Source organism: Micromonospora sp. IBHARD003, assembly GCF_056106285.1.
Genome location: NZ_JBWBBX010000001.1, coordinates 6,588,298 through 6,614,955 on the forward strand (window position 1 = coordinate 6,588,298; position 26,658 = coordinate 6,614,955).

Annotated in this window: 22 protein-coding genes; 11 read left to right on the forward strand and 11 right to left on the reverse strand. The window is 70.7% G+C overall.

What is annotated here, in order from left to right; translation table 11 throughout:
* The first annotated feature begins 2 nt into the window (after window positions 1–2).
* The 3 genes from zwf to ACTWOL_RS28990 all read left to right on the forward strand — a co-directional run bounded on the left by zwf (window position 3) and on the right by ACTWOL_RS28990 (window position 4,742).
* Window positions 3–1,472 carry a glucose-6-phosphate dehydrogenase gene (zwf, locus tag ACTWOL_RS28980; protein WP_474299766.1) on the forward strand — a complete coding sequence of 490 codons (1,470 nt, stop codon included), beginning with the start codon at window positions 3–5 and terminating at the stop codon, window positions 1,470–1,472.
* 130 nt (window positions 1,473–1,602) lie between these two features.
* Window positions 1,603–2,346 carry an HAD family hydrolase gene (locus ACTWOL_RS28985; protein WP_474299767.1) on the forward strand — a complete coding sequence of 248 codons (744 nt, stop codon included), beginning with the start codon at window positions 1,603–1,605 and terminating at the stop codon, window positions 2,344–2,346.
* Window positions 2,343–4,742 carry a glycoside hydrolase family 65 protein gene (locus ACTWOL_RS28990; RefSeq protein ID WP_474299768.1) on the forward strand — a complete coding sequence of 800 codons (2,400 nt, stop codon included), beginning with the start codon at window positions 2,343–2,345 and terminating at the stop codon, window positions 4,740–4,742. Before ACTWOL_RS28985 ends, ACTWOL_RS28990 begins: the two co-directional genes overlap by 4 nt.
* Before the next feature lie 75 nt (window positions 4,743–4,817).
* Here ACTWOL_RS28990 and treY read toward each other — a convergent pair whose 3' ends face one another.
* Together treY and glgX are read right to left on the reverse strand one after the other, a co-directional pair.
* The gene (treY, locus tag ACTWOL_RS28995) at window positions 4,818–7,151 is read right to left on the reverse strand and encodes a malto-oligosyltrehalose synthase (protein WP_474299769.1); all 2,334 of its coding nucleotides are present in this window, start codon (window positions 7,149–7,151) and stop codon (window positions 4,818–4,820) included.
* A gap of 187 nt (window positions 7,152–7,338) precedes the next feature.
* Window positions 7,339–9,459, reverse strand: a complete 2,121-nt coding sequence (gene glgX, locus ACTWOL_RS29000) for a glycogen debranching protein GlgX (RefSeq protein WP_474299770.1) — start codon at window positions 9,457–9,459, stop codon at window positions 7,339–7,341.
* A gap of 675 nt (window positions 9,460–10,134) precedes the next feature.
* Between glgX and ACTWOL_RS29005 the strand changes: the two genes are divergently transcribed.
* The gene (locus ACTWOL_RS29005) at window positions 10,135–11,379 is read left to right on the forward strand and encodes an SAV2148 family HEPN domain-containing protein (RefSeq protein WP_474299771.1); all 1,245 of its coding nucleotides are present in this window, start codon (window positions 10,135–10,137) and stop codon (window positions 11,377–11,379) included.
* Between the two features lie 54 nt (window positions 11,380–11,433).
* A complete protein-coding gene (locus ACTWOL_RS29010) occupies window positions 11,434–12,156 on the forward strand; it encodes an exonuclease domain-containing protein (protein WP_474299772.1) in 723 nt (240 codons plus the stop codon).
* A gap of 116 nt (window positions 12,157–12,272) precedes the next feature.
* Here ACTWOL_RS29010 and ACTWOL_RS29015 read toward each other — a convergent pair whose 3' ends face one another.
* Entirely contained in the window at window positions 12,273–13,124 is an 852-nt protein-coding gene (locus tag ACTWOL_RS29015; RefSeq protein ID WP_474299773.1) for a phosphotransferase enzyme family protein, read from the reverse strand.
* 345 nt (window positions 13,125–13,469) lie between these two features.
* On the opposite strand from ACTWOL_RS29015, the gene ACTWOL_RS29020 reads away from it, so the two are divergent.
* From ACTWOL_RS29020 to ACTWOL_RS29035, 4 genes are all read left to right on the forward strand, one after another.
* A complete protein-coding gene (locus tag ACTWOL_RS29020; protein ID WP_474299774.1) occupies window positions 13,470–14,039 on the forward strand; it encodes an AMIN-like domain-containing (lipo)protein in 570 nt (189 codons plus the stop codon).
* 457 nt (window positions 14,040–14,496) lie between these two features.
* Window positions 14,497–15,702, forward strand: a complete 1,206-nt coding sequence (gene mgt / locus ACTWOL_RS29025) for a macrolide-inactivating glycosyltransferase (RefSeq protein WP_474299775.1) — start codon at window positions 14,497–14,499, stop codon at window positions 15,700–15,702.
* Window positions 15,703–16,280: 578 nt separating this feature from the next.
* Window positions 16,281–17,483 carry a S8 family peptidase gene (locus ACTWOL_RS29030; RefSeq protein ID WP_474299776.1) on the forward strand — a complete coding sequence of 401 codons (1,203 nt, stop codon included), beginning with the start codon at window positions 16,281–16,283 and terminating at the stop codon, window positions 17,481–17,483.
* Window positions 17,484–17,565: 82 nt separating this feature from the next.
* Window positions 17,566–18,132 (forward strand): DUF1697 domain-containing protein, encoded by a 567-nt coding sequence (locus ACTWOL_RS29035; protein ID WP_474299777.1) that lies wholly within the window; start codon window positions 17,566–17,568, stop codon window positions 18,130–18,132.
* Between the two features lie 44 nt (window positions 18,133–18,176).
* On the opposite strand, the gene ACTWOL_RS29040 is transcribed toward ACTWOL_RS29035, so the two are convergent.
* The gene (locus ACTWOL_RS29040) at window positions 18,177–18,368 is read right to left on the reverse strand and encodes a DUF4236 domain-containing protein (RefSeq protein WP_474299778.1); all 192 of its coding nucleotides are present in this window, start codon (window positions 18,366–18,368) and stop codon (window positions 18,177–18,179) included.
* Window positions 18,369–18,654: 286 nt separating this feature from the next.
* Here ACTWOL_RS29040 and ACTWOL_RS29045 point away from each other — a divergent pair, with 286 nt between their 5' ends.
* Window positions 18,655–19,116 (forward strand): hypothetical protein, encoded by a 462-nt coding sequence (locus tag ACTWOL_RS29045; RefSeq protein WP_474299779.1) that lies wholly within the window; start codon window positions 18,655–18,657, stop codon window positions 19,114–19,116.
* A gap of 200 nt (window positions 19,117–19,316) precedes the next feature.
* Window positions 19,317–19,889 (forward strand): AMIN-like domain-containing (lipo)protein, encoded by a 573-nt coding sequence (locus tag ACTWOL_RS29050; RefSeq protein WP_474299780.1) that lies wholly within the window; start codon window positions 19,317–19,319, stop codon window positions 19,887–19,889.
* Window positions 19,890–19,907: 18 nt separating this feature from the next.
* Here ACTWOL_RS29050 and ACTWOL_RS29055 read toward each other — a convergent pair whose 3' ends face one another.
* The 7 genes from ACTWOL_RS29055 to cysC all read right to left on the reverse strand — a co-directional run bounded on the left by ACTWOL_RS29055 (window position 19,908) and on the right by cysC (window position 26,639).
* Window positions 19,908–20,696, reverse strand: a complete 789-nt coding sequence (locus tag ACTWOL_RS29055; protein ID WP_474299781.1) for a sirohydrochlorin chelatase — start codon at window positions 20,694–20,696, stop codon at window positions 19,908–19,910.
* Window positions 20,697–20,702: 6 nt separating this feature from the next.
* On the reverse strand, window positions 20,703–21,662 hold the full coding sequence (locus ACTWOL_RS29060; protein WP_474299783.1) for an ABC transporter permease: 960 nt from the start codon (window positions 21,660–21,662) through the stop codon (window positions 20,703–20,705).
* Window positions 21,649–22,446, reverse strand: coding sequence for an ABC transporter ATP-binding protein (locus tag ACTWOL_RS29065; RefSeq protein ID WP_474299784.1), 798 nt, complete (start codon window positions 22,444–22,446; stop codon window positions 21,649–21,651). Before ACTWOL_RS29065 ends, ACTWOL_RS29060 begins: the two co-directional genes overlap by 14 nt.
* 52 nt (window positions 22,447–22,498) lie before the next feature.
* A complete protein-coding gene (locus tag ACTWOL_RS29070) occupies window positions 22,499–23,608 on the reverse strand; it encodes an aliphatic sulfonate ABC transporter substrate-binding protein (protein WP_474299785.1) in 1,110 nt (369 codons plus the stop codon).
* 219 nt (window positions 23,609–23,827) lie between these two features.
* Window positions 23,828–25,168, reverse strand: a complete 1,341-nt coding sequence (locus ACTWOL_RS29075) for a sulfate adenylyltransferase subunit 1 (RefSeq protein WP_474299786.1) — start codon at window positions 25,166–25,168, stop codon at window positions 23,828–23,830.
* Window positions 25,169–25,170: 2 nt separating this feature from the next.
* Window positions 25,171–26,109, reverse strand: coding sequence for a sulfate adenylyltransferase subunit CysD (cysD, locus tag ACTWOL_RS29080; RefSeq protein ID WP_474299787.1), 939 nt, complete (start codon window positions 26,107–26,109; stop codon window positions 25,171–25,173).
* A complete protein-coding gene (cysC, locus tag ACTWOL_RS29085) occupies window positions 26,106–26,639 on the reverse strand; it encodes an adenylyl-sulfate kinase (protein ID WP_474299788.1) in 534 nt (177 codons plus the stop codon). Before cysC ends, cysD begins: the two co-directional genes overlap by 4 nt.
* Between the last annotated feature and the right edge of the window lie 19 nt (window positions 26,640–26,658).

Here is a 26,658-nt window from a genome sequence, read left to right on the forward strand (position 1 = left end):
CGATGTCCGCTCCCACCCAGCCGTCGGGCGGCGTCCAGGTCCCCGACGACCATGTCATCGTCCTGTTCGGCGCCACCGGCGACCTGGCCCGGCGCAAGCTACTGCCGGGGCTCTTCCACCTCGCCAAGGCCGGACTGATGCCCGCCCGCTACCGTATCGTCGGCTCGGCCCCGGCCCAGGCGGCGCTCAGCGACGACGACTTCCGCAAGCACGCCCGCGAAGCGGTCGCGGAGTTCGGCCGGTCGGACCAGGAAGGACCGGAAGGCGAGGACTGGCAGCGGTTCGAGGACGCCCTGTCCTTCGGCGCGGCGGACCCAGACGACCCCGCGCCGCTCCTCGCGGCCGTCCGGACGGCCGAGCAGGCCATCGGGGGCAGCCCACGGCGTCTGTTCCACCTCGCCGTGCCGCCGAAGGCCTTCCCGTCCGTCGTCGAGATGCTGGGCGCGACCGGTCTCGCCGAGGGCGGCCGCATCATCGTGGAGAAGCCGTTCGGCACGGACCTCACATCGGCCCGGGCACTCAACGCCACGATCCACGCCGTCTTCGACGAGTCCCAGGTCTTCCGCATCGACCACTTCCTCGGCAAGGAGTCCGTCGACAACATCCTCGCCCTGCGCTTCGCCAACGGCTTCCTCGAGCCCGTCTGGAACCGCGACCACATCAGTCATGTGCAGATCGACGTGCCCGAGAAGATCGGCATCGAGGGCCGCGCGCAGTTCTTCGAAGGCACCGGCACCTTCCGGGACATGATCGTCACCCATCTCTTCCAGCTCATGGGATTCGTGGCGATGGAACCGCCCACCAGCCTCACCGCGAAGTCCCTGCGGGACGAGAAGAACAAGGTCTTCCAGACGATGCGGCCGCTCGACCCGGCGCACGTCGTCCGCGGCCAGTACGAGGGCTACCGGGACGAGCCGGGCGTCGACCCGCGGTCGGACACCGAGACCTTCGTCGCCCTGCGCGTGGAACTCGACAACTGGCGCTGGGCCGGTGTGCCGTTCTATCTGCGCTCGGGCAAGTCCCTCGCCGAGGGCCGGCACGTCGTGACCCTCGGCTTCCGGGAACCGGCCCTGCGGATGTTCCCGTTCGCCGCGCGGACCGGCTCCGAGCACCCCCCGAACAACGAGCTGGTGATCGATTTCGCCGATCCCGGACGGATCTGCGTCCGCTTCCTGGTGAAGGAGCCCGGCCCGGCGATGTGTCTCGACGAAGCCGAGATGGTCTTCGACTACGCCGGCTCCTTCAACGCGATGTACGCCCTCGAGGGCTACGAGCGGCTCATCCTGGACGCGATGCTCGGCGACCAGTCCCTGTTCACCCGGTCCGACGGCATCGAACGCCTCTGGGAGGCGTCGGCCCCGCTGCTGGAGCACCCCCGGCCGGTCGAACCGTACGCCCCCGGCTCCTGGGGACCCGACAGCATCCACGAGCTCATCGACCCCTACCGCTGGAGCCTGCCGGACCGTCACTGACCCACCACGCCCGGGACGGTCGTACGGCGGAGCCCGCAGCACTGCGGGCTCCGCCGCCGCAGCCACGGCTGTATCCGCCGCCGCGCGCTGATCCGCCGGTGACGGCGGGACAGCCCTTAGCCTCGAACCCATGCTGGGTCTTCCGGATCACGTCCGCACCTGCCTGTTCGACCTCGACGGCGTGCTCACCCGTACCGCGAAGGTGCACGCTGCCGCGTGGAAGGAGATGTTCGACGACTATCTGCGCACCCGCTCAGGGCGGGAGGGAACCCCCTTCGTGCCCTTCGACGCCGTCCGCGACTACGACGAATACGTGGACGGGCGGCCGCGTGAGGACGGGGTCCGCACCTTCCTCGCATCCCGGGGCATCGAGCTTCCCGAGGGCACGCCGGACGACGGGCCCGACAGCGAGACCGTGGGCGGTCTCGGCACCCGCAAGAACGACCTGGTCCTGCGCAAGATCCGCGAGCAGGGCGTGGAGGCGTACGAGGGCTCGGTGGCGTTCGTGCGCGCGGCCCGCGACGCCGGAATGCGGCGGGCCGTCGTCTCCTCGAGCGCCAACTGCCGCGACGTACTCGTCGCGGCCGGCATCGAGGACCTCTTCGAGGAACGGATCGACGGGATCGTCACCCGCGAGCAGCAGTTGCGGGGCAAACCCGCACCGGACACGTATCTGGCCGCGGCCAGGGCCCTCGGAGCCACGCCCGGGACCGCGGCGGTCTTCGAAGACGCGCTGGCCGGCGTGGAAGCCGGGCGCGCAGGGGGTTTCGGGTTCGTCGTCGGTGTCGACCGGGCAGGTCAGGCCACCGAACTACGCCGGCACGGCGCCGACATCGTCGTGGACGACCTCGCCGACCTCCTGGAGCCGCAATGATCACCCACTCCGGCTACGCCGTCGAACCGTGGTGCCTGCGCGAGACCGATCTGCACTTCGACCTCCTCGCCCAGAGCGAGTCCGTGTTCGCGCTGTCCAACGGCCACATCGGATGGCGCGGAAACCTCGACGAGGGAGAACCGCACGGACTGCCCGGCTCCTACCTCAACGGGGTGCACGAGCTCCATCCGCTGCCCTACGCCGAGGCCGGCTACGGCTATCCCGAGTCCGGCCAGACACTGATCAACGTCACCGACGGGAAGATCATCCGGCTGCTGGTGGACGACCACCCCTGCGATCTGCGCTACGGCGAACTGACCTCCCACGAGCGGGTCCTCGACTTCCGCACCGGAGTGCTGCGCCGCACCGCCGAGTGGACCACGCCCGCCGGGCGCGCCGTACGCATCACCTCGCACCGGCTGGTCTCCTTCACCCAGCGGGCCATCGCCGCGATCGCCTACGAGATCGAGCCGCTGAACGGCGAGTCCACCGTCGCCGTCCAGTCCGAACTGGTCGCCAACGAACAGCTGCCGCACGACACCGGTGACCCGCGGGTCGCCGCGGCGATCGACGCCCCCCTCGAAGCCGAGGAGGACTTCGCCCAGGACACCCGGCTGCGCTTGGTCCACCGCACCAGGAAGAGCCTGCAGCGGGTGGCGGCCGCCGCCGACCACATCATCGAGGGCCCCGAGGGGACGACCTGGTCGTCCGAGAGCGAACCGGACGTCAGCAGGCTCACCGTGACCGCCACCCTGGCCCCCGGCCGGCGGCTGCGGCTGGTGAAGTTCGTGGGCTACGGCTGGTCCTCCGAGCGCTCGCTGCCCGCCCTCCACGACCAGGTCGACGGCGCGGTGGCCGCCGCACGCAGCACCGGCTGGGAAGGGCTGCTCGCCGAACAGCGCGACTTTCTGGACCACTTCTGGTCCTGCGCCGACGTCGAGGTGGACGGTGACGCGCAGATCCAGCAGGCCGTGCGCTTCGGGCTGTTCCATGTGCTCCAGGCGGCCGCCCGCAGTGAGGAGCGGGCGATCCCCGCCAAGGGCCTGACGGGAACCGGCTACGACGGGCACTCGTTCTGGGACGTGGAGTCCTTCGTGCTGCCGATGCTCACGTACACGGCGCCGGGCACCGTCGCCCCCGTGCTGCGCTGGCGCCACGCCACCATGCCGGCCGCACGTGACCGGGCCCATCAACTGGGACTGGCCGGAGCCGCGTTCCCCTGGCGGACCATCAGCGGGGCGGAGTGCTCGGCCTACTGGCCGGCGGGCACGGCGGCGTTCCACGTCAACGCCGACATCGCCTATGCCGTGGCGCGCTATGTGAACGCCACCGGGGACGAGACGTTCGAGCGCGGGCCCGGCCTCGACCTGCTGGTGCACACCGCGCGGCTGTGGCACTCGCTCGGCCACCACGACTCCGAGGGCATCTTCCACATCGACGGCGTCACGGGCCCCGACGAGTACAGCGCCATCGCCCGCGACAACCTGTACACCAATCTGATGGCCCGCAGGAACCTGCTGGTCGCGGCTGAGACGGCGGGGCGCCACGCCGACCGGGCCGAGCAGCTGGGCGTCGACGACGAGGAGACCGCCACCTGGCGCGACGCCGCGGCCCGGATGGCCGTGCCGTACAACGAGGCGCTCGGTGTGCACGAGCAGTCGGCCGGATTCACCGGGTTCCAGCGCTGGGACTTCGAGTCCACGGACCCCGATCAGTACCCGCTGCTGCTGCACTTCCCCTACTTCGACCTCTACCGCAAACAGGTGGTCAAACAGGCGGACCTCGTCCTCGCCATGGCGACGTGCGGGGACGCCTTCACAGCCGAGGAGAAGACCCGCAACTTCGCCTACTACGAGGCCCTGACGGTGCGGGACTCCTCGCTGTCGGCGTGCTGCCAGGCCGTGATGGCGGCGGAGACCGGCCATCTGAGGCTGGCGTACGACTATCTGGGCGAGGCAGCCCTGATGGACCTGGAGAACCTGGAGCACAACACCCGCGACGGGCTGCACATCGCGTCCCTCGCGGGGACCTGGATGGCTCTCGTGCTCGGCTTCGGCGGGCTGCGCCACCACGACTCGGAGGGAGGCCGGGCGGGCCACCTGGGGTTCGCTCCCCGGCTCCCCGAAGCGCTGGCAGGAGTGACCTTCACGGTGCTGGTGAAGGGGCGCACCCTGCGCGTGCGCATCCGCCACTCGGGGGCGCGCTACACCCTGGTCGAGGGCGAACCGCTCGGCATCCTGCACCACGGCGAACCATTCACCGTGAGTGCCGGTGAGCCGGTGGAGCTCCCACTGCCGCCCGTGCCGGTCCAGCCGGAACCGCAGCAGCCCAAGGGGCGTCGCCCGGCCGACCGGATGGGCGGCGCGGAACCGATCACAGGGGAGCAGCCGTTCTGAGCCGAACGGGTCGCGGGGCGGCTGGTCCGGGCACGGGTGGCCCGGGCACAGCCGTCCGGGTCGCCCCGGCCCTGATCAGCTGCCGGTCACTCGCTCCAGCAGCGCCACGGGCCGCTCGGCGAACAGCTCCGCCGCCGAAACGCCTTCCGCGCCTTCCGCGCCTCCTGTGAACTCCCGCCCCGGAGAGAGCAGATCGGCCCAGCGGCCCTGCGGAAGACCCAAGGACGTCCCGCCCCAGCCGCCCGCCGCGTCAAGCCGCAACGAGAGCCGGGTCACGGCCGTGACCACCTGGCCCGAGCGGCAGAAGGCCAGGCAGTGTGACGCGGCCGGGCCCGAGGCCGCCAGGGGCGTATAGCCGCCGGACGCGTCGAACACCTCGGGCCTGCGGCTCCGCAGCTGCAGCGCCGCACGGGTGAGCGCCGTCTTCTCGTCCGGCGGCCGTTCCCGGAACGGCTCCCGGTTGTCCGGGTCGACCAGGGCCAGATACCGGTGCTCGGTGCCCTGGTAGAGCTCGGGCACCCCCGGCATCGTGAGGTGCACGAGCGCCGCCCCCAGAGCGTTGGCCCGTACGTGCTCGTCGAGTTCACGGGCGAACAGCGCCAGTGTGTACAGAGGCGGACCCGCAGGCCCCGCCTCCACGAACGCGTCCACCGCCCGCTCGTATCCCGGATCCGGTTCGGTCCAGCTGGTGTGCAGACCCGCCTCCCGCGCGGACTTCAGCAGGGCGGGCCCGATCCGGTCCGGACGCGGGATCCCGAGCCCGAACGCCGTCTGCCAGGCCACCCATGCCAGATGGTGGTCCGGAGCGGTCACCCAGGAGAGCCCGGTCAGCACCTGCTCCCAGCGCTCCGGGCACTCGGACAGCACCGCGATCCGGGCCCTGACATCCGCGCTGCGCTTGGTGTCGTGTGTGGACAGCACCGTCCCGGTGGCCGGCCAGTCCCGGGCGAGCCGCGCACAGTAGGCGTGGAACTCCTCGGGGCCGACTGCCGGATGCTCGGGGTCCCCGCCCACCTCGTTCGCCGAGAGCAGCGGCACGTACCGGTAGAAGGCGGTGTCCTCGACGGACTTGGCGCGCAGCGCGGACGACGTCTGGGCGAAGCGGGCACGGAACGCCGTCTGAGCCGGACCCCGGCCCGTGCGCCCGAGCCCGAGTGCCAGATCCCGGACGATGTCCACCGCCTCGGCCTCCTCGGCGACGGCGAACGCGGCCTTCGCGCGCTGGGCCGTGTCCGCGGTGAGCACCGCCTCGCCCCCGGTGCGGTACGGCCGGTAGACCGGCATCCGCACCAGCAGCTCCCGGATCGCCGTGCGCAGAGCCCACGGGGCGTGGTCGCGCAGTGCGGTGTCGGCCGCGCACACCCGCTCCGCCAGTCTGGCGAGGGCTTCCGTCTCCGCCACCAGCTGGTGTGTGAGCACCTTGTACGCGGCGCGCCGCACCGTGGCTCCCCAGTAGCCTCCCCGGTCCCCGCCGGGGGAGGCGAAGCCCCGGTAGACGCGCAGCAGTTCCTCGGCGCCGTCCGGGTCGGTGAAGACCCCGTCGATCCGGTACAGCGCGTCATAGCCGGTCGTGCCGGCGACCGGCCAGGATGACGGCAGCCGTTCGCCGCGGGTGAGGATCTTCTCCACGACCGTCCAGCAGCCGCCGGTCGCCCCGTCCAGCCGGTCCAGGTACTCCCCGGGGTCGGCGAGACCGTCCGGATGGTCGATCCGCAGCCCGTCGACGACACCGTCGCGCACCAGCTCGACGATCTTGGCATGGGTGGCCGAGAAGACCTCCGGGTCCTCCACGCGGACCCCGATCAGCTCGGAGATGGTGAAGAACCGCCGGTAGTTGAGCTCGGTGCGGGCCAGCCGCCACCAGCCCAGCCGGTACCACTGCGCCTCCAGCAGTTCGGGCAGCGGCAGCTCCTCGGTGCCCTCGCGCAGCGGGAAGCGCTGGTCCTCGTAGTGCAGCTCGCGCCCCCGCACCCGCAGGGCGTCCAGTTCGTCGCCGAGGCGTCCGGCCAGCACCGGCATCAGCACCTTGCCGCCGCCCGCGTCCCAGTCGATGTCGAACCAGCGCGCGTACGGTGAGCCCGGCCCCTCGCGCAGGGCGTCCCACAGCGCCCGGTTGTACCGGGGCACGGCCGCCATGTGGTTGGGGACGATGTCCAGCACCAGTCCGAGGCCGTGCCGCCGTGCCGTGGCGGAGAGCGACCGCAGCCCCTCCTCGCCGCCGAGTTCCGCGCGTACACGGGAGTGGTCCACGACGTCGTAGCCGTGCGCGGAGCCCGGCACCGCCTCGAGCACCGGTGACAGATGCAGATGCGAGACCCCGAGACCGGCGAGGTACGGCACCGCTTCCTCGGCGGCCCGGAAGGGGAAGGCCGGCTGCAGCTGGAGCCGGTAGGTGGCGGTGGGCGTCATGCGAACGTACGTACCCGCATCCCGGGCTTCTGTGTCATCGGCTCCGGAGCGGATCCGGAAGGGCCGTCCGACGTTCACCCGATACGACGAGCGCCGGCTCGTGCCCGCCGGGCCGCGGGTGCCCTGCCCGGGTCGGTCAGGACCCGGACACCGGTGTCACACCCTCATGCCGGCTCGCCCGCCCCGCTCACGCCGGCCTCCGCAGCACCACCAGGCTCCGCCCGATCATCGGGACCCGCTCGCCGGCCGCCACCTTCGGCCCCTGGCCAGGAGGAACCCCCTCGGGCCGGGCGGTGTCCACCAGCACCTGCCACTGCCTGCCGTGGTTGACCGGCACCGCGAAGTCCAGCTCCTCCGCGCTCGCATTGACCATCAGCAGGAACGAGTCGTCGGAGATCCGCTCACCGCGGGGACCCGGCTCCGAGATCGCGTTCCCGTTCAGAAAGACCGTCAGGGCCCTGGCGTGGGCGGCCTGCCAGTCCCGCTGGGTCATCTCGACGCCCTCCGGGGTGAACCAGGCGATGTCGGAGAGCTCGTCGTGGGTGCCCTCGACCGGGCGGCCGTGGAAGAAACGCCTGCGCCGGAAGACCTGGTGGTCCCGGCGCAGCCACACCATCGCCCGGGTGAAGGCCAGCAGCGACCCCGGCTCCTCCTCGGTCGACGACGGCCAGTGCACCCAGGACAGCTCGGTGTCCTGGCAGTAGGCGTTGTTGTTGCCGCGCTGAGTACGGCCGAACTCGTCACCGTGGCTGAGCATCGGCACGCCCTGGGACAGCATCAGCGTGGCGATGAAATTGCGCATCTGGCGGCCCCGCAGCTCCACCACCTCGGGATCGTCGGTGTCGCCCTCCGCGCCGCAGTTCCACGAGCGGTTGTGGCTCTCGCCGTCCCGGTTGCCCTCGCCGTTCGCCTCGTTGTGCTTCTCGTTGTACGAGACCAGGTCCCGCAGGGTGAAGCCGTCGTGGCAGGTCACGAAGTTGACCGAGGCCAGCGGGCGCCGTCCGTCGTCCTGGTAGAGGTCCGACGACCCGGTCAGCCGGGAGGCGAACTCGGCGAGCGTACGCGGCTCCCCTCGCCACAAGTCCCGAACCGTGTCGCGGTACTTGCCGTTCCACTCGGTCCACAGCGGCGGGAAGTTGCCGACCTGGTAGCCGCCCTCGCCCACGTCCCAGGGCTCGGCGATCAGTTTCACCTGGCTGACCACCGGATCCTGCTGGACCAGGTCGAAGAACGAGGAGAGCCGGTCCACCTCGTGGAACTGCCTCGCCAGGGTCGCCGCGAGATCGAAGCGGAAGCCGTCCACATGCATCTCGGTGACCCAGTAGCGCAGCGAGTCCATGATCAGCTGGAGCACGTGGGGGGAGCGCATCAGCAGGGAGTTCCCGGTCCCCGTGGTGTCCGTGTGGTAGCGGCGGTCCTCCGCCAGCCGGTAGTACGAGGCGTTGTCGAGCCCGCGGAAGGAGAGCGTGGGGCCGAGGTGGTTGCCCTCGGCCGTGTGGTTGTACACCACGTCGAGGATGACCTCGATGCCCGCCTGGTGCAGCGCCCTGACCGCCGACTTGAACTCCAGCACCTGCTGTCCCCGGTCGCCCCAGGAGGCGTAGCGGTTGTGGGGGGCGAAGAAGCCGATGGTGTTGTAGCCCCAGTAGTTGTTCATCCCCGTGTCCACCAGCCGGTGGTCGTTGACGAACTGGTGGACCGGCATCAACTCCAGTGCTGTGACGCCGAGTTCGGTGAGATGGGAGATCACGGCCGGGTGGGCGAGGCCCGCATAGGTCCCGCGCAGTTCCTGCGGCAGTGCCGGGTGCAGCATCGTCAGGCCCTTCACATGGGCCTCGTAGATGACCGTCCGGTGGTAGTCGGTACGCGGCCGGCGGTCGTCGCCCCAGTCGAAGTACGGATTCACGACGACGGAGGCCATCGTGTGCGGGGCGGAGTCGAGGTCGTTGCGCGAGTCCGGTCTGCCGAAGTGGTAGCCGTACACCGCCTCGCCCCAGTCGATCCGTCCGCTCATGGCCCGTGCGTAGGGGTCGAGGAGCAGTTTGGCGGAGTTGCACCGCTGCCCGCGCTCCGGTGCGTACGGACCGTGCACGCGAAAGCCGTACCGCTGACCGGGCATCACGCCCGGGAGGTAGGCATGGCGCACGAACGCGTCCGTCTCACGCAGTTCCACCGCCGTTTCCGAGCCGTCGTCGTGCAGCAGACACAGCTCGATGCGGTGCGCGGCTTCCGAATAGACCGCGAAGTTGGTACCGGCGCCGTCGTAGGTGGCACCGAGGGGATACGCCTGTCCCGGCCAGACCTGCATAGATAAGACTCTTCCACTTCTGATCCGGGTGCGGGGGACCACTTCGGCCAGATCCTCCCCGAAAGAAGGGCAAGCACCTAGGACTTAACCACCGTCCTACCGGGTGACCATGTCAAAGAGCGAGTAAACGTACGCAGACGCGTGCGGTGCCACCTGGACAGGCGGACCAGGGGGCACCGCCATTGCGGTGACAGTCGCTCCGGGAGCAGGCTTCACCCTTCCGGACGCGGCAGGGGCGTGAATGGGGGGCCGGATGAGCGCTCCTGCGCCCCGGGGCCCGGCCACGGGCCCGAAGCCCCGGGGCCCGTCGGACGCAGGCGCTGCGACACCCCACTGCGGCCGGCCGTCGCCGGACCCCGAGGACCACGCCCGGTCGCGTCCGGGCGAGAGGCGCCGCCCCACCGGTGTCCGTGGTCAACATCGCGTTCCCTCGCGTCGCCCGGGCCGGGAACGGGCAGCCGATCCGGTCCACCGGCAGGATGTACGGCCCGTATCCGGGGGTGCAATCACGATGAATCCGCCCACTCCGGACGATCTCGCCGCCCGGAACGGAGCGGGAACGGAACTCATCCGTCCGGGAGTTGAGGAAGGAGACGGTGGATCCGGCTGCACCGCGTCCCATCGGCGGAGTACCCTTCCTTGATCGTTGGAGGGGAGCGGGAAGGCGGTGCGCGGGTGAGCTCGGGAGGGCTGGAGCTACCCCCCGGTGACGCAGGTCACGAGGGGGACTCGGCCGATGTCCCGCCCGGCGCGGTATCGCTCGCCAGGCCGGTCGAGATGACATCTCACATCGGACCCGAACTGGACTGGAGTGCGGATGCCTGGAGCGAGGTACGCACCCGCGCCCAGCGGGCCGGACGCGCCTACATCTGGCTGAATCTGGTCGAGCAGCGGCTGCGCGCGGTGGTGGCCGCCGTGCTCAGACCCGTGTACGAGCCCGTGCACGGCGACGACTGGGTCGTGGCGGCCGCGGGACCGGCGGGCCAGGAGTGGGTACAGCGGGCCGTGGCGGTGCGGGAGGTGTCGCGCCGCAAGGGGTATCTGCTGGACCCGGCCGACGACAACACCCTCAGCTTCCTCACGCTGCCGCAGCTGCGGGAGCTGATGGTCCAGCACTGGCCCTGCTTCGAGCCGTACTTCGACGACCGCCGCGAGGTGGAGCTGGCCCTGGACGAGCTCGAGGTCGCGCGGAACGTGGTCTCCCGCAACCGGGCGCTGAACGAGGCCGTACTGGCTCAGGCCGAACGGGCCTCGGCCCGGATCCTGGAGATCCTCGGCAGCGGCGCCGGGGTGCCGTCCGCCGACCGGCTGCCGGTCGACGCCGTCGAGGACCTGGTGGGGGACCGTTACGCGGACGTGGTCTCCGTCCATCCGGACCGGGTCCGGCTGCAGCGTCAGCTGCCGGCCGAGGACCTCTTCGGCGGCGCCCGGCGGCTCGACGCCATCGGCATAGGCCTGAACCTGCTCGTGCAGAACTTCTCGGGACGCCGGCTGGTCCGGCTCGCCGAGGCCGGAGCCCGGGTCCGGCTGCTCTTCCTCAACCCGGCGAGCAGCGCCGTCAAGCGGCGCGAGCGCGAACTGGGCCTGAAGAAGGGCGAGCTGAGCCGCGGGGTCGAGATGAACATCCTGCACATGAGGCGCGTGCGGTCGAGGCTGCGCGACCCGGGAGCGTTCGAGATCCACGTCTTCGACGAGACTCCCCGGTTCACGGCGTATCTGGTGGACGGCGACGGGCCCGACGGGCTGGCGGTCGTGCAGTCGTATCTGCGCCGGGCACGGGGCATGGAGGCCCCGGTGCTGGTGCTGCGCGGCTCAGGCCGGTCCATGGTGAGATCCGGTCAGGAGAGCGAGAGCGGCCTGTTCCAGACGTACCGCGAGGAATTCGAGTCGGTCTGGAGCGACTCCCGACCGGTGTCCTGACTGTCAGTGCCACGTGCGAGAGTTTCGTTCGCATCACAGACGAGGGGGCAGCGCATGGCGTGGCATCACGAGCCGCTGGTCGGCTTCGACCTGGAGACGACCGGCACCGATCCGCTGGACGCGCGCATCGTGACCGCGGCGGTCGTCGCGGTGGAGGACGGCCGGCCCGTACGGCAGCAGACCTGGCTGGCGGACCCGGGGATCCGGATTCCCGCGCAGGCGTCGGCGATCCACGGCATCAGCAGCGAGCGTGCGGCGGCCGAGGGGCGTCCGGCGGGCGAGGTCGCGGAGCAGGTCGCCGAGTCGCTGGCGGGCTACTGGAGAAGCGGCGTCCCCGTCGTGGCGTACAACGCGGCGTTCGATCTGACGCTGCTGGCCGCCGAACTGGCCCGCCACGGCCTGCCACCGCTGTCCGAGCGGCTCGACGGAGCACCGGTCGGCCCCGTCGTCGATCCGTACACCATCGATCGCGCCGTGGACCGCTATCGCCGGGGCAAGCGCACCCTCGAGGCGGTCTGCGCCGAGTACGGGGTCGTGCTCGACGACGCCCATGAGGCATCGGCGGACGCCCTGGCCGCGGTCGGGGTGGCCCGCGCGATAGCGGAGCGCCACGCCTCGGTGGCGGCGCTCGCACCCGCCGAGCTGCACACCCGTCAGATCCACTGGTACGCGCAGTGGGCGGCGGACTTCCAGGACTTCCTGCGCCGCAAGGGCACCCCGGACGCGGTGGTGGACGGCTCCTGGCCGCTGCGGGCCCTCGCCGGTGTCTCCGGCTGATCCGGTGACATGGGCGCCAGGGGCGGCGTCGCGGCGGGTGAGAGTCCCGGCGGGAACCCGGCGCGCCACGCGGTCCCCCGGGCGTCGCCGGCCACCCCGGGTGCCGTGATCGCCGCTCAGAGCTGACGCCAGCGGACCCCCGGGTCGTCCTGGCGCAGCGAGGCCACACGGCGCCGGAACTCCGACCGGGCCTTGGCGCTGGAAGGGGCGTGCTGGGCGACCCAGGCACAGCTCGCCGTCTCACGGGCACCCCGCAGGACCGCGCAGCCCGGCCAGTCGCGCACATCCCAGCCGTAGGCCGCGGTGAACGCGTCGTAGGCCTTGCGAGGGAGCCCGTAACGGTCGAGCGAGAGGGCCAGGACCACGAGGTCGTGCTCGCGCAGGTCCGAGGAGAACGTCTCCAGGTCGATCAGGACCGGACCGTTCGGTCCGACATGGACATTGCGGGGGAGCGCATCTCCGTGGATGGGGCCCGGCGGCAGATGCGGTGTCAGGGCTTCGGCCGTGGCGGCGAAACCGTCCCGCCGCTCCCGCAGATAGTCCGCGTCCGCCGGGTCGATCGCGTCACCCGCCAGACGCAGCCATCGCTCGACACCCCCGAGCAGCTCCCGGCGCGGCAGGGCGAACGGGGCGGCCGGCAGGGCGTGCACCAGTCGCAGCAGCGGAGCCAGATCGCGTGGTTCCGCGGGACGTACCGCGGGCGGCAGCCGATGCCACAGTGTCACCGGATGGCCCCGCACCAGCAGGGGTTTCGGCTCCGCGGCCCGCACCGCGGGCACACCCGCCTCCTCCAGCCACTGCGCCACGGCCAGTTCGTGCTCGGCACGCTCCAGCAGCTCCTCGTCGCGACCCACCTTCACGACCACGTCAGCGGACGCGAACACCGCGTTCTCCCCGAGGGCCAGCAGTTCCGCCGGCCCCGGCACTCCCGCCGCGGCCAGCACCGTCCGTGCGTGTGTCTCGTCCATGGTGGGGATTCTTGCAGTGCCGCAGGTGGAGGAGCCTGCCCGACGGACCGTCGGAAGGGGACCCGGGTCGTGGATGCCCCGTCCGGTTCCCCGGCCGCGGGCCCGGGGCCCGGACGCGGGCTTGGCCGGTGGGGGCGGCCGTTGGGCCGATAGGGGAGCGACCGTGCCATTGGCAGGGGGACACGTGCACGTCGGGCGGCCGGCGGGCGAAGCCGAGGTCTAGGCTCGCGACGGAAAGCGGTTTCGGACCTCATGCGGCCGAAAGCCGGAAGTGGAGCAGGGGTCGCGCTTCCCGTCCGACGCGTTGCGCGTACCTGTACGTCATCAGATGCCGGGGAGTAGGCCATGCGGCGGTTGTGGGCAGCGGGCGCGGTGTTCGTGCTGGCGGGAGCGGGGCTCATGGGCCCGGCGCAGACGGCCGGGGCCGTGTCCCCGCGGACGGCTCCGGCGGCCGCGGGGTGCTCGAGTGCCTGGGGCAGCGGTCTCAAGTCGTCCGGCGGCGCCGCGGCGAAGCCCCTGCGGGACATCACGACGGGCCGGCACACCTGCTACGACCGCATGGTCTTCGCCGTCGGCGGCGCCAAGGGCGGGCTCGGCTACGACATCGGCTATGTCGACACGTTCCACCGGGACGGCTCCGGTGACCGGATGAAGGTCCGCGGCGGCGCCATCCTCCAGATCTTCGTGTCCGCGCCCAGCTGCGATCCGGTGACGCTCCGGCAGACGTACGCGGGGAAGGCGGGGCAGCCGCTGCCGGGCGTGAACGTCAGCGCGTACAAGACGTTCAGGGACGCCAGATTCGGGGCGAGCTTCGAGGGCCGGACACAGGTCGGTCTCGGCGTCCGGGCCAGGCTCCCGTTCCGGGTGCTGAGGTCCGGTGACCGGCTCATCGTGGACGTGGCGCACACCTGGTGATGTGACCTGCCGGGTCGCGAAGTTGGCGATGCCACCGTGTCCGCCCCGGCGCGGACACGGCGACGGGCGGCCCCCGGTGCTGCCGCCCGCGAGCGGTACGGCCGACGCAGCCCGCTCCCGGTCCTCACGCGTGTGGAGGTGCCGGGAGAGGGAGCGGGGAGGCGCGTCAGACGCCGCCCGCCGTCACGCACAGCGGCTGGCTGCCCTTGATGCAGCTGCCGCCGAGATCCTTCCGGAAGACCGCGCATCAGCGGTCACGGTTCGCACCGTCCTGGTATCCGGACCAGGCTTGCCCCGCGTCCCGCCCTTCTGACCTCACATCACCTCGCCTGACCTGGTACCGCGTTCGCGCGATCCCGGCGCCGGTCCTTGCGGTGTCCGAAGCACGGTGCCCGGCCGTGGGGCGTCAGGACTCTATTCGTTGCACGAGACGTCTCGTCTCGCGTACGGTGCGGTCATGAGCACACCGAAGCCCGCCCACATCGCCATGTTCTCCATTGACGCGCCCGGGCACGTGAATCCGAGCATCGAGGTCATCCGGGAGCTCGTGGCTCGGGGACACCGTGTCAGCTATGCGATTCCGCCGTCTTTCGCCGAACGGGTGGCCGCGACGGGTGCCCGGCCCGTTCCCTACACCTCCACGCTGCCGACCGACGACGACCCCGACGCATGGGGCACCGAACTGATCGACAACATCGAGCCGTTCCTGGACGACGCCATCCAGGCCCTGCCGCAGCTGGCCGAGGCGTTCGCGGGCGACGAGCCCGACCTCGTGCTGCACGACATCACCTCGTATCCGGCGCGGGTGCTCGCCCACCGCTGGGGCGTGCCCGCCGTCTCCCTGTCGCCGAACCTGGTCGCCTGGGAGGGATACGAGAAGGAGGTCGGCGAACCGATGACCGCCGGGCTCAAGGCGTCGGAGCGGGGCAGGGCCTACTACGCCCGCTTCGAGGCCTGGCTCGCAGCGAACGGCATCGACACCCACCCGGACCCGTTCGTGGGTCGCCCGCAGCGGTCGATCGTGCTCATCCCCAAGGCCCTGCAGCCACACGCCGACCGAGTCGACGAGTCCGTGCACTCATTCGTCGGCGCCTGCCAGGGCGACCGCGCCGAGCAGGGGGAGTGGCAGCGGCCGGCCGATGCCGGGAAGGTGCTGCTGGTGTCGCTCGGCTCGACCTTCACCAAGCAGCCGGACTTCTACCGGGCCTGTGTGCGGGCGTTCGGTGATCTGCCCGGATGGCATGTGGTGCTGCAGATCGGCAGGCATGTGGCTCCGGCGGAACTCGGCGCCGTCGCGGCCAATGTCGAAGTCCGCTCCTGGGTACCGCAGTTGTCGGTGCTCCGGCAGGCGGACGCGTTTGTCACCCATGCGGGCGCGGGCGGTTGCCAGGAGGGCCTCGCCACCGCCACGCCGATGGTCGTCGTCCCGCAGGCCGTGGACCAGTTCGGCAACGCGGACATGCTCGTCTCACTGGGCGTGGCCCGCCGGGTGCCGGTCGAGGAGGCCACGGCGGAGGCGTTGCGCGCGTCGGTGCTCGCTCTGGTCGACGACCCCGAGGTCGCCCGCCGCCTCGGGGAGATCGCACGCTCGATGGCCGCGGAGGGCGGTACGAGCCGCGCCGTGGACCTCATCGAGGCGGAACTGCCCGCGCCCAGGCTCTGATCGGGGCCCGGACCGTTCGGTCCCGGTCCCGGGCCGGATCGTCCGGTGGCGGTCCCGGATCCGTCGTCACCGCACCGAACACAATCGGCGGAATCCCGGACACGACCGGGACCGAGGTGGATTCGTCGTGCCGGAAATCGCCGTCCGGGACGTCGCAGTAGTGCTCTGCTCGCCATGCCGATCCCGGTTGTATCCAGATCGCCCGCATGGCGAATTGTGCGGCAGAGCCGCGTACGTCTCGCGAAATGGACAACCCCTTCTACCCTCTGTATGCGCGTCAACACCCGGCGTACGGAAGGCTGTTGAAGCATCCCGATTTCGTGCCCTATTGGCCCGGATCGGCGCCGGGAAGGTGGGTGGCAGTCAATCTCCATGACACGTAAAGGGTTTGAGTGGGTTCGCGTCCGACATGAGGGGGCATGGTGGATTTCTCATTACGAAGACTTGTTGAGTAAGTCACAGCTGCATGAAGGTCTTGATCTGAGCCCATCAATCGGTCAGGGTTTCGAAGCGGCCCCCGGAGATTTTCCGTCCAGAGGCCATTCCCCCCACAAAAGATGACGAGGAGATCCCTCTTCATGGCAACTCACAAGCGCGCAAGCAAGATCAAGCTGACCGCGGCGATCACCGCCGCGGCTGCCGCCGCAGGAGTGTCCGTTCTCGGTGCGTCGTACGCCGGGGCCGCCACCGCTCCCGCGGAGGGCAAGATCTACGGCGCGAATGCCGAAGGCGCAGTCACCGGCAGCTACATCGTCCTGCTGGACAAGAAGGCGGACAAGCAGGAGCTGGCCGAGGAGTACGGCGGCACGCTGCAGCGCAACTACAGCTCGGCGATCAACGGCTTCTCCGCGAGCGGTCTGTCGGAGACCGAGGCCAAGCGTCTCGCCGCCGACCCCGCCGTGGCCAAGGTCGTCCAGAACAAGAAGTTCTCCATCAACGCCACCCAGGAGAACCCGCCGTCCTGGGGTCTGGACCGTGTCGACCAGGCCGACACCGCCGGCGACAGCAAGTACACGTACCCCGACGGCGCCGGTGAGGGCGTCACGGCGTACGTCATCGACACCGGAGTCCGCATCACCCACAAGGACTTCGAGGGCCGTGCCACCCACGGCTTCGACGCCGTCGACAACGACAACACCGCCGACGACGGCAACGGCCACGGCACGCACGTGGCGGGCACCATAGCCGGCGCGTCGCACGGTGTGGCCAAGAAGGCGAAGATCGTCGCCGTGCGCGTCCTCGACGACAACGGCTCCGGCACCACGGAGCAGGTCGTCGCCGGCATCGACTGGGTGACCAAGAACCACCAGGGTCCCTCGGTCGCCAACATGAGCCTCGGCGGCGGCGCCGACCCGGCGCTCGACGAGGCCGTCCAGAAGGCCATCGCCTCCGGCGTGACCTTCGGTGTGGCCGCGGGCAACGAGTCCAGCGACGCGGGCCAGGGCTCCCCGTCACGGGTCAAGGAAGCCATCACCGTGGCCTCTTCGACCAAGGACGACAAGCAGTCCGACTTCTCCAACTTCGGTTCCGTCGTGGACATCTACGCTCCGGGCTCGGACATCACCTCCGCCTGGAACGACAGTGACGAGGGCACCAAGACCATCTCCGGTACGTCGATGGCGACTCCGCACGTCGTCGGCGCCGCCGCGGTCTACCTGGCGGGCCACAAGGACGCCACCCCGGAGCAGGTCGCCAAGGCCCTGACGGACGGTGCCACGCCCGACAAGATCAGCAACCCGAGCGAGGGCACGCCCAACAAGCTCCTGAAGGTCGTCGAGTGATCGCCTGACCGTCGACCGGCCATGAGCCGGCGGCCGCCGTGCCCTCCCCCACGGGGCACGGCGGCCGTCTTATGGTGTGACCATGGCGAAGACGAATGCGTATGCGCTGCTGCTGCGCGGGATCAACGTCGGCGGACAACGCAAGGTCCCGATGGCCGATCTCCGCACACTGCTGACGGAGTTGGGCCACGGTGGCGTACGCAGCCATCTGCAGAGCGGCAACGCCGTCTTCACCAGCGCCGAGGGGGACGAGGAGCGGCTCGCCTCCGGCATCGAACGGGCCATTCACGAGCGGTTCGGGTTCGGCGTCGACTGTCTGGTCCGCGGGGCGGCGTATCTGCGCGCCGTCGTCGACGACTGCCCCTTCCCGGCCTCCGAACTGGAGGGCAAGCAGCTCCATGTCACCTACTTCTCCGAGTGGGTGGACCCGGGACGGCTCGCGGGCATCGACGCGCAGGCCCACCTCCCCGAGGAGTACCGGCTCGGCGACCGTGCGCTCTATCTCTACGCCCCGGGCGGACTGGGCCGTTCCAAGCTCGCGGCGGCACTCGCCCGACCGAGCCTGCTCAAGGGGATCGTCGCCACGACGCGCAACTGGAACACGGTCGTCAGACTGGCGGAGATGACCGAAGAGGCGTCCGCCGGATAGGCACCGGGGACGCCGCACCGATCACTCTGGTCGAGGCGCGTCCTTCAGCGCCGCTGGGAGTTCCGGTGCCAGCTGAATCCCCCGGGGAGCCTGACGGAGGCGCTCTGGTGGCCGCCGCTGTGCCGAGTGACATGGGCTCGGCGCGTGCCGAAGCTCAGCGACCAGCTGCGTCCGCTGACATTGAGATGCAGCAGCTTCGGGATGATCGTGATCCGCTTGTGGTAATAGATCGACATATCGGCCTCCTTGCCGTCATGGTGCCCCGGGAACTCACCGCGGCTGTCACCGCTCTGCCACGGCCCTGTCACCGCACGGCAGACATGTCCCCGCCCGGAGCGGCCCTTTCCCGGCCGCGGCCCGGTTCTCCTCCGGATGGACCGGCGAACGGGCGCCCTGCCCCCGGCCTGGTCACCCGGCTTGGTGGTCGGCTCTCGAAGTCCTTCGGGGGTCGGCACCGAGCGCTGGTCGGCGGTACAGGCAACCCCGAAGGACTTCGAGCGTGGACCACTTAGGCTCGGCCTCATGTACGACGACGGCGACGGACCCCCGCGGCCACAGGACCCCGCTGCCGCGCAGGCGCGGGCGGCCGAGGTGCGGGTCGCGTTCGACGGGCTGCTGCAGATCCGCCGACTGGCCAATACCGAGGCCGCCGAACCGGAGGCGACCCCGGCACCCTGGGAGCACGGCCGGATGGTCCGGGCCGTCGCACTCGCCCTGGAAGCCTCCGGAATCCCGCCGTCCGCGGTCGACGGGTCCGGCCGCCGCGCGGCGACCGGATACCGGGTGCGCACAGCGGACGAGGAGCCCGGAGCCGTCACCGTCGAATGGCTCGGACCGCCCGGCGGCGCTGCGGCGTCCGGGGAGCAGAGCGCGCTCGCCGAGTGCGCCCGGGTGCTGGAGTCGCTGGGCTGGGACGCCCTGGTGTACCGGGGCCGGGGGCGCCGGCGCTTCGTGGAGGTGCGCCCTGTGCACGGCGGGCGCTGAAGTGGACCGGGGCCGCCGGTTCGCCAGCGCCCGGTTCTCACGCCGCGCCCGGCGTACTCCCGTGTCAGGCCGCGCGTTTCCCGTCTCCGCCCCTCGTGATCCGGCCCTTGTGTGGCCGAAAGCAGGGAAGCGGGCAACTATGGCAGGGTCCCCCCGTCTCACTATGTGTACCTGTCACACATCAATGTCGGGAGTAGGTCATGGGACGCTCAAGGACAGTGGGTGCGGCGCTGGTTCTCGCAACCGCGGGGCTGGTGAGCACGGCGGGGCCGGCGGGGGCCGTGTCCCACCCGGAGGTGGTGCCGTCGGCCACCGCATGCTCGACGCCATGGGGCAGTGGCACCAAGTCGGCCACGGACACGGACGACAAGTCGCTGAAGAACATCACGACGGGCCGGCACACCTGCTATGACCGCATGGTCTTCGACGTCGGCGGGGCCAACGGCAAGGTCGGCTATCACGTCGGCTATGTCGACGCGTTCCACCAGGACGGTTCCGGGGACCTCATACCGGTGAGCGGGGGCGCCATCCTCCAGATCTTCGTCTCCGCGCCCAGCTACAACCCGGAGAACATGCGCCCGACCTATCCGGGCACGGCCCGCAAGCCGCTGCCGGGCGTCGACCTCACCGGATACAAGACCTTCAAGGACACCAAGTTCGGCGCGAGCTTCGAGGGGCAGACGCAGGTCGGTCTGGGTGTTCGCGCCAGGCTGCCGTTCCGGGTGCTCCAGTCCGGGGACAAGGTCATCGTGGACGTCGCCCACACCTGGTGACCTGTGCCGGCGGGGGTGTCAGGCCCCCGCCGCGCGAGCCGGCACACGGGTCCGCAGGGGGAGCCGGCGCAGCCGGGCCCCCGCCCGGGACTCGTCGTAGCGGCGGAGCAGGAGCCGGGCCAGCTCGGGCGAGGGGCCGAGGACATCACCGAGGACATCCGCGCCCGCGCTCCCGGCGCCGTCGGCGATACGGTCCGGAAGGCGGCCCGGGGCGATCACATACGGCGCGACCGCCACCCGGCGCACCCCCTCGGCGCGCAGCGCGCGCACCGCGTCCTCGGTGCGCGGCAGAGTGGCGGAGGCGAACGCAGGCCGCACGGCGCACCAACCGGTGTGCCGCAGCTCCCGCGCCATTTCAGCGATCACTGCGATCGCCTCCGGGTCGGATGAGCCCGCCGAGGCCAGGACGACCCCGGTCGAGCGTTTGTCGGCCGGGCTCAGCCCGGCTTCGTACAGCCGTCGCTCCAGAGCGTCGAGCAGCAGCGGTGAGGGGCCGAGTACGTCGGCCTGGACGATCCTCAGCCGCGGATGCCTGGCCCTGGCCTCGTCGAGTACGGACGGGATGTCGGTCTTCGCGTGGAAGGCGCGGGTCAGCAGCAGCGGCAGGGCCACCACGTCCCGGACGCCGTCGTTCGCCATCCGTTCCAGCACCTGCGGTACGGCCGGGGCGTTGAAGTCCAGGAACGCGGTCGACACCCGCAACCGCGGCCGCAAGGACCGTACGCGCCGCACCAGGGCGTGCACGGTCGCGGCGTGCCGCGGATCGCGGCTGCCGTGGGCGATGACGAGCAGTACGGGATCGTGCATGAGAGTTCAGCTCCGGGCGAGCAGACCGCGGCTGCGCAGCACCCACCGCTCCAGCGGGCTGAAGATCAGCAGGTCGATGGCGATGCCGACGATCAGGATGAGGACGATCGCGAGGAACACCCCGGGCATGTCGAAGTTGTTGCGGCCGTTCTCCAGCAACTGGCCAAGACCCAGGCCGAGTTCGGGCGACGAGGCGATGATCTCGGCGGCCATCAGGGAGCGCCAGGAGAACGCCCAGCCCTGCTTGAGACCGGCCAGATAGCCGGGCAGCGCCGCCGGCATCACGATGTGCCAGGTGCCCCGCAGGCCGGTGGCACCCAGGGTCCGCCCGGCCCGCAGGAACAGCGGCGGCACCTGGTCCACGCCCGACACCAGGCCGTTGGCGATGGAGGGGACGGCGCCGAGCAGGATCACCGTGAACATCATGGAGTCGTTCAGCCCCAGCCAGATGACCGCGGGCGGCACCCAGGCCACCGAAGGCAGCGACTGGAGCCCCGACAGGATCGGGCCGATGGCGGCGCGGACGAACTTCACCCGGGCCACGAGCAGACCGAGTGGCGTCCCGATGGCGAGCGCCAGGGCGAAGCCGAGCAGACCACGCGAGACACTGGTCCAGATGACCTCGAACAGGGTGCCCTGGAGCCACATCTCGGACACGCTGTCCCATATCGCGGACGGCGGCGGCAGCTTGTAGTCGTCGGTGACCTTCAGCGCCACCAGCAGCTGCCACACCGCGAGCACCAGCGCGACCGCCACCACGGGCGGCAGGACCTTGCCCACCAGCACCTGACGGACGGGTGTGCGATGGGCCTGGACGGCGTCGAGCGCGTCGAGTCCGGCCTCGAGCCCGGCGAAGTCGTCCGCCTTCGGGTCCTTGGGGTCCTTGGGGTCCTTCGGGTCCCTGAGGTCCCTCGAGTTCTTCGAGACCGGACCGGTGACCTCGTCGGTGGTCTCAGTGCTGGCCATGGCGGCGGATCTCCCCACGCAGTTGTTCGGTGATCTCGACGGACAGCTCGGCGACGGCGGCGTCCTCGATACGGCGCGGCTGGGGGATGCCGACGCGCCACTCGTGCGCGATCCTGCCGGGCCGTGACGACAGCAGCACCACGCGCTGGGCGAGGCGCACCGCCTCACGGACGTTGTGGGTGACGAAGAGGACCGAGACGTCCGTCTCGCGCCAGATGCGGGTCAGCTCCTCGTGCAGCACATCGCGCGTGATCGCGTCGAGCGCGGCGAACGGCTCGTCCATCAGCAGCAGGTCGCTGTCCTGGGCCAGCGCCCTGGCCAGCGCCACGCGCTGGCGCATACCGCCGGACAGTTCGTGCACCCGCTTGCGGTAGGCACCGCCGAGCCGGACCAGGCCGAGCAGCCGCTCCGCCTCGTCCCGGCGCTCGTTCTTGGGCACCCCGCGCAGCCGCAGGGCGAGTTCGATGTTCTTGCCCGCGGTCAGCCACGGGAAGAGGGCGTGCTCCTGGAACATCAGGGCGGGCCGGCCGCCGGGGGTCTCGATGGACCCCGCGGTCGGCCGGTCGAGCCCCGCGACCAGATTGAGCAGGGTGGACTTACCGCACCCGGAGGCCCCCAGGAGCGTGACGAACTCGCCGGGCGCGACATCGAGGCTGATGTCGTCCAGGACGAGCTGCGGTCCGGCCGGTCCTGCGAAGGACTTCGAGACGTGCGCGATACGGGCGGCGTGCGGCACTGCCGTGGCGGCGGCACCGTCGGCGGCCTTGGCGAGCGTGGTGGCCATGGTCGTCACCTCCTGGGAGCGGATGCGGGATGTGCTGGTCGTACGGGCGCCGCTACTTCGCGCCGAGTCCGGCGTCGGCCACCTCGGGCTGCCCCTGGGCCTTCAGCACCTTGTTGAGCAGCGTCAGGTCGTAGATGCCGGCCAGGTCGGGCTTGTCCAGCAGACCCGCCTTGACCGCGTGGTCGGCCTGTGCCTGGAGCGTGGCGGCCAACGGATCGTCGGTGATCTGGACGGACTTCCACGCCGGGTCGATGACCTCGGGCTTCAGCTCCTTGCCGCTGAGTTCCTTCAGCGCGGCGTTCGCCGATGCCTTGGCCCGGTCCGGGTTGGCCTTGATCCAGGCATTGGTCTTCACCGTGCCGCGCAGCACGGCCTCGACCACGTCCGGGTGTTCCTTGAGGAAGGTCTGCGACACGATGACGTTGGTGATCACGAACTTCTTGTCCGGCCACAGCGTGGTCTCGTCCAGGAGCACCTTGCCGCCCCCGGCGACCAGCTTGGACGCGGTCGGCTCGGGCACCCAGGCCCCGTCGATGGAGCCGGACGCGTAGGCGTCGGGGGTGACCTTGTTGTCCGTGCGGACCACGGAGACATCGCCCTTGCCGCTCTGGGCGTCGACCTTCCAGCCCTTCCCGGAGATCCAGTTGAGGAACGCCACGTCCTGGGTGTTGCCGAGCTGCGGGGTCGCGATCTTCTTGCCCTTGACGTCGTCCAGGGTCTTGATCTTGTCCGGGTTGACCACCAGCTTCACCCCGCCGGACGCGGAGCCCGACACGATCCGCAGGGCCTGGCCCTTGGACTTGGCGTAGCCGTTGACCGCGGGGGAGGGACCGATGAAGCCGATGTCGATCGAGCCGCCGTTCAGGGCCTCGATCTCGGAGGGGCCGGCGTTGAAGGTCTGGGTGGCCAGCTTGGTGCCACCCAGCTCCTTGGCTATCAGGCCTTCCTGGACGCCCACGAGTGCGGTGGCGTGCGTCAGATTGGGGAAGTAGCCGATCCGCACCGTGTCCGCGGAGAGCTTCTTGCCCTCGGCCGCCACCTCGGTCTTCTTGTCGTCGGCCTTCGAGCCGTAGCCGCAGGCGGTGAGCGCCACGGCCAGCAGGGGGAGGGCGGCGGCAGCGACGACGCTGCGGCGCAGAGCGGTGGTTCGGGTGGCAGGCACGGGAGGTGTTCCTCTCGGAGGCCCGGCGGTCACGCCCTCCTACGGGCGTGGCCGGGATGTCGGCGTCTTGGGTGGTACGGGGTGCGGGGGGTGTGGGCGCGCAGGCAGTGCGCGTACGTCATCGCGCACATCGCGTCACCCCGCCCGTGCCCGCCCCGAGGTTGCCGCTGCCGACGCGGCCGCCTTCCTTGGCGAAGGTCGAGTAGATGTCGGACGTCATCAGAAGTCCCAGCCCTCGTCGTCCGCGGCGGTGCCGGCCTCGGCGGTGGCGAAGGACTCGCCCGCCATGCCGGCCGCCAGGGTGGTGCCGTCGGCCGGGTCGATCAGCAGGAACGATCCCGTGCGGCGGGAGTCCGCGTAGGAGTCGAGTGCGAGCGGCTCGGCGGTGCGGACCTTCACGAGGCCGATGTCGTTGGCCACGAGCTGTCCGGGCGCCGGGTGCTGGGACAGATCGTCGAGCGTCAGCTTCGACGGGATGTCCTTCACGATCGCCTTGACCGTGCGCGTGGTGTGCTTGAGCAGCACCCGCTGGCCCACCGTCAGGGGCTGGTCGGCGACATGGCAGACGGTCGCCTCCACGTCCTGGGTGGTGGCCGGCGCGTCACCGGACGGCACGATGATGTCGCCGCGCGAGACGTCGACGTCGTCCTCCAGCAGGAGCGTCACCGACTGGGGGGTCCATGCGACGTCCACCGGGGTGCCCAGCAGATCGATACCGGAGATCGTGGAGGTCTGGCCCGAGGGGAGCACGGTCACGCTCTCGCCGACCCGGAACGTACCGGCCGCGATCTGACCCGCGTAGCCGCGGTAGTCGGGGTGCTCGGAGGTCTGCGGCCGGATCACGTACTGCACCGGGAAGCGGGCGTGGCAGGCCGTCAGATCATGGCTGACCGGCACGGTCTCCAGGTGCTCGAGCACGGTCGGGCCGCCGTACCAGTTCATGTTCGCCGAGGCGTCCACGACATTGTCACCGGTGAGCGCGGAGATCGGGATCGCGGTGATCTCGGGTACGCCGAGCTCGCTCGCGTACGCCGTGAACTCCTCGGCGATGGTGGCGAAGACGGACTCCTCGTAGCCGACCAGATCCATCTTGTTCACCGCGAGCACGACGTGCGGCACGCGCAGCAGCGCGGCGATCGCGGCGTGCCGGCGGGTCTGCTCGACAACACCGTTGCGGGCGTCGACCAGGATGACCGTCAGCTCGGCCGTCGAGGCCCCCGTGACCATGTTCCGGGTGTACTGCACATGGCCCGGGGTGTCGGCGAGGATGAACCGGCGCCGGGGCGTGGCGAAGTAGCGGTAGGCCACGTCGATCGTGATGCCCTGCTCGCGCTCGGCCCGCAGACCGTCGGTGAGCAGCGCCAGGTCCGGAGTCTCCTGGCCGCGGGAGCGCGAGGCGTGCTCGACGGCCTCCAGCTGGTCGGCCAGCACCGACTTGGAGTCGTGCAGCAGCCGGCCCACCAGGGTGGACTTGCCGTCGTCGACCGATCCGGCGGTGGCGAAGCGCAGCAGGGTGGTGGCCGACAGCTCTTCGGCCAGCTGCTTGGTGGAGCTGGTCATCTCTAGAAGTACCCTTCGCGCTTGCGGTCTTCCATCGCGGCCTCGGACAGCTTGTCGTCGGCGCGGGTCGCACCCCGCTCGGTGAGCCGGGAAGCGGCGATCTCGGCGATCACGTCGTCCAGCGTGGTGGCGTCGGAGTCGACGGCACCGGTGCAGGACATGTCGCCGACGGTGCGGTAGCGGATCAGCCGCGTCTCGACCGTCTCGCTGCCCTTCGGACCGCCCCACTCGCCCGCGGTCAGCCACATCCCGCTGCGGGCGAAGACCTCGCGCTCGTGCGCGAAGTAGATCTCGGGCAGCTCGATCTTCTCGCGCTGGATGTACTGCCAGACGTCCAGCTCGGTCCAGTTGGACAGCGGGAACACCCGTACGTGCTCACCGGGGGCGTGCCGGCCGTTGTAGAGCTGCCACAGCTCGGGGCGCTGGCGCCGCGGGTCCCACTGCGAGAACTCGTCCCGCAGCGAGAACACCCGCTCCTTCGCCCGGGCCTTCTCCTCGTCGCGCCGCCCGCCGCCGAAGACGGCGTCGAAGCGGTGCTCCTGGATGGCCTCGGTCAGCGGCACGGTCTGCAGCGGATTGCGGGTGCCGTCGGGGCGTTCGCGCAGCTTGCCCGCGTCGATGTACTCCTGCACCGACGCCACGTGCAGCCGCAGCCCGTGGTGGGCGACCGTGCGGTCGCGGTACTCGATGACCTCGGGGAAGTTGTGCCCGGTGTCCACGTGCAGCAGCGAGAACGGGATCGCGGCGGGCGCGAACGCCTTCAGAGCGAGATGCAGCATGACGATCGAGTCCTTGCCGCCGGAGAACAGGATCACCGGCCGTTCGAACTCGCCCGCGACCTCGCGGAAGATGTGCACCGCCTCGGACTCCAGCGCGTCCAGATGCGTCAGCGCGTACGGGCTGTCCGTCGCCCCGCCCACGGTGTCGACACTCGTCGTCATGCCAGCTTCCTTTCGGTGAGCAGCGCGTACAGAGCCGCCGCCGACTGCTGCACGGTCTGGGTGTGCGACTCGATGCGCAGGTCCGGGGACTCCGGCTCCTCGTACGGGTCGTCGACTCCGGTCAGACCGCTGATCTCGCCCGCCGCCTGCTTCGCGTACAGGCCCTTCACATCGCGCACCGAGCACACCTCGACCGGAGTGGCGACGTGCACCTCGACGTACGGGGTGCCCTCGGCCCCGTGACGTTTGCGGACGGCCTCGCGGCTGTCGGCGTACGGAGCGATCACCGGCACCAGGACCTTCACGCCGTTCGACGCGAGCAGCTCGGCGACGAAGCCGATCCGCTGCACGTTGATGTGCCGGTCCTCGCGGCTGAAGCCGAGGCCCGCGGAGAGGAACTCGCGGATCTCGTCGCCGTCGAGGACCTCCACACGGTGGCCCTCGTCGCGCAGCCGGTCCGCCAGCGCGTACGCGATCGTGGTCTTGCCCGCGCTCGGCAGTCCGGTGAGCCAGATGGTGGCCCCAGTCACGTGCTTCTCCCGGTGGTTG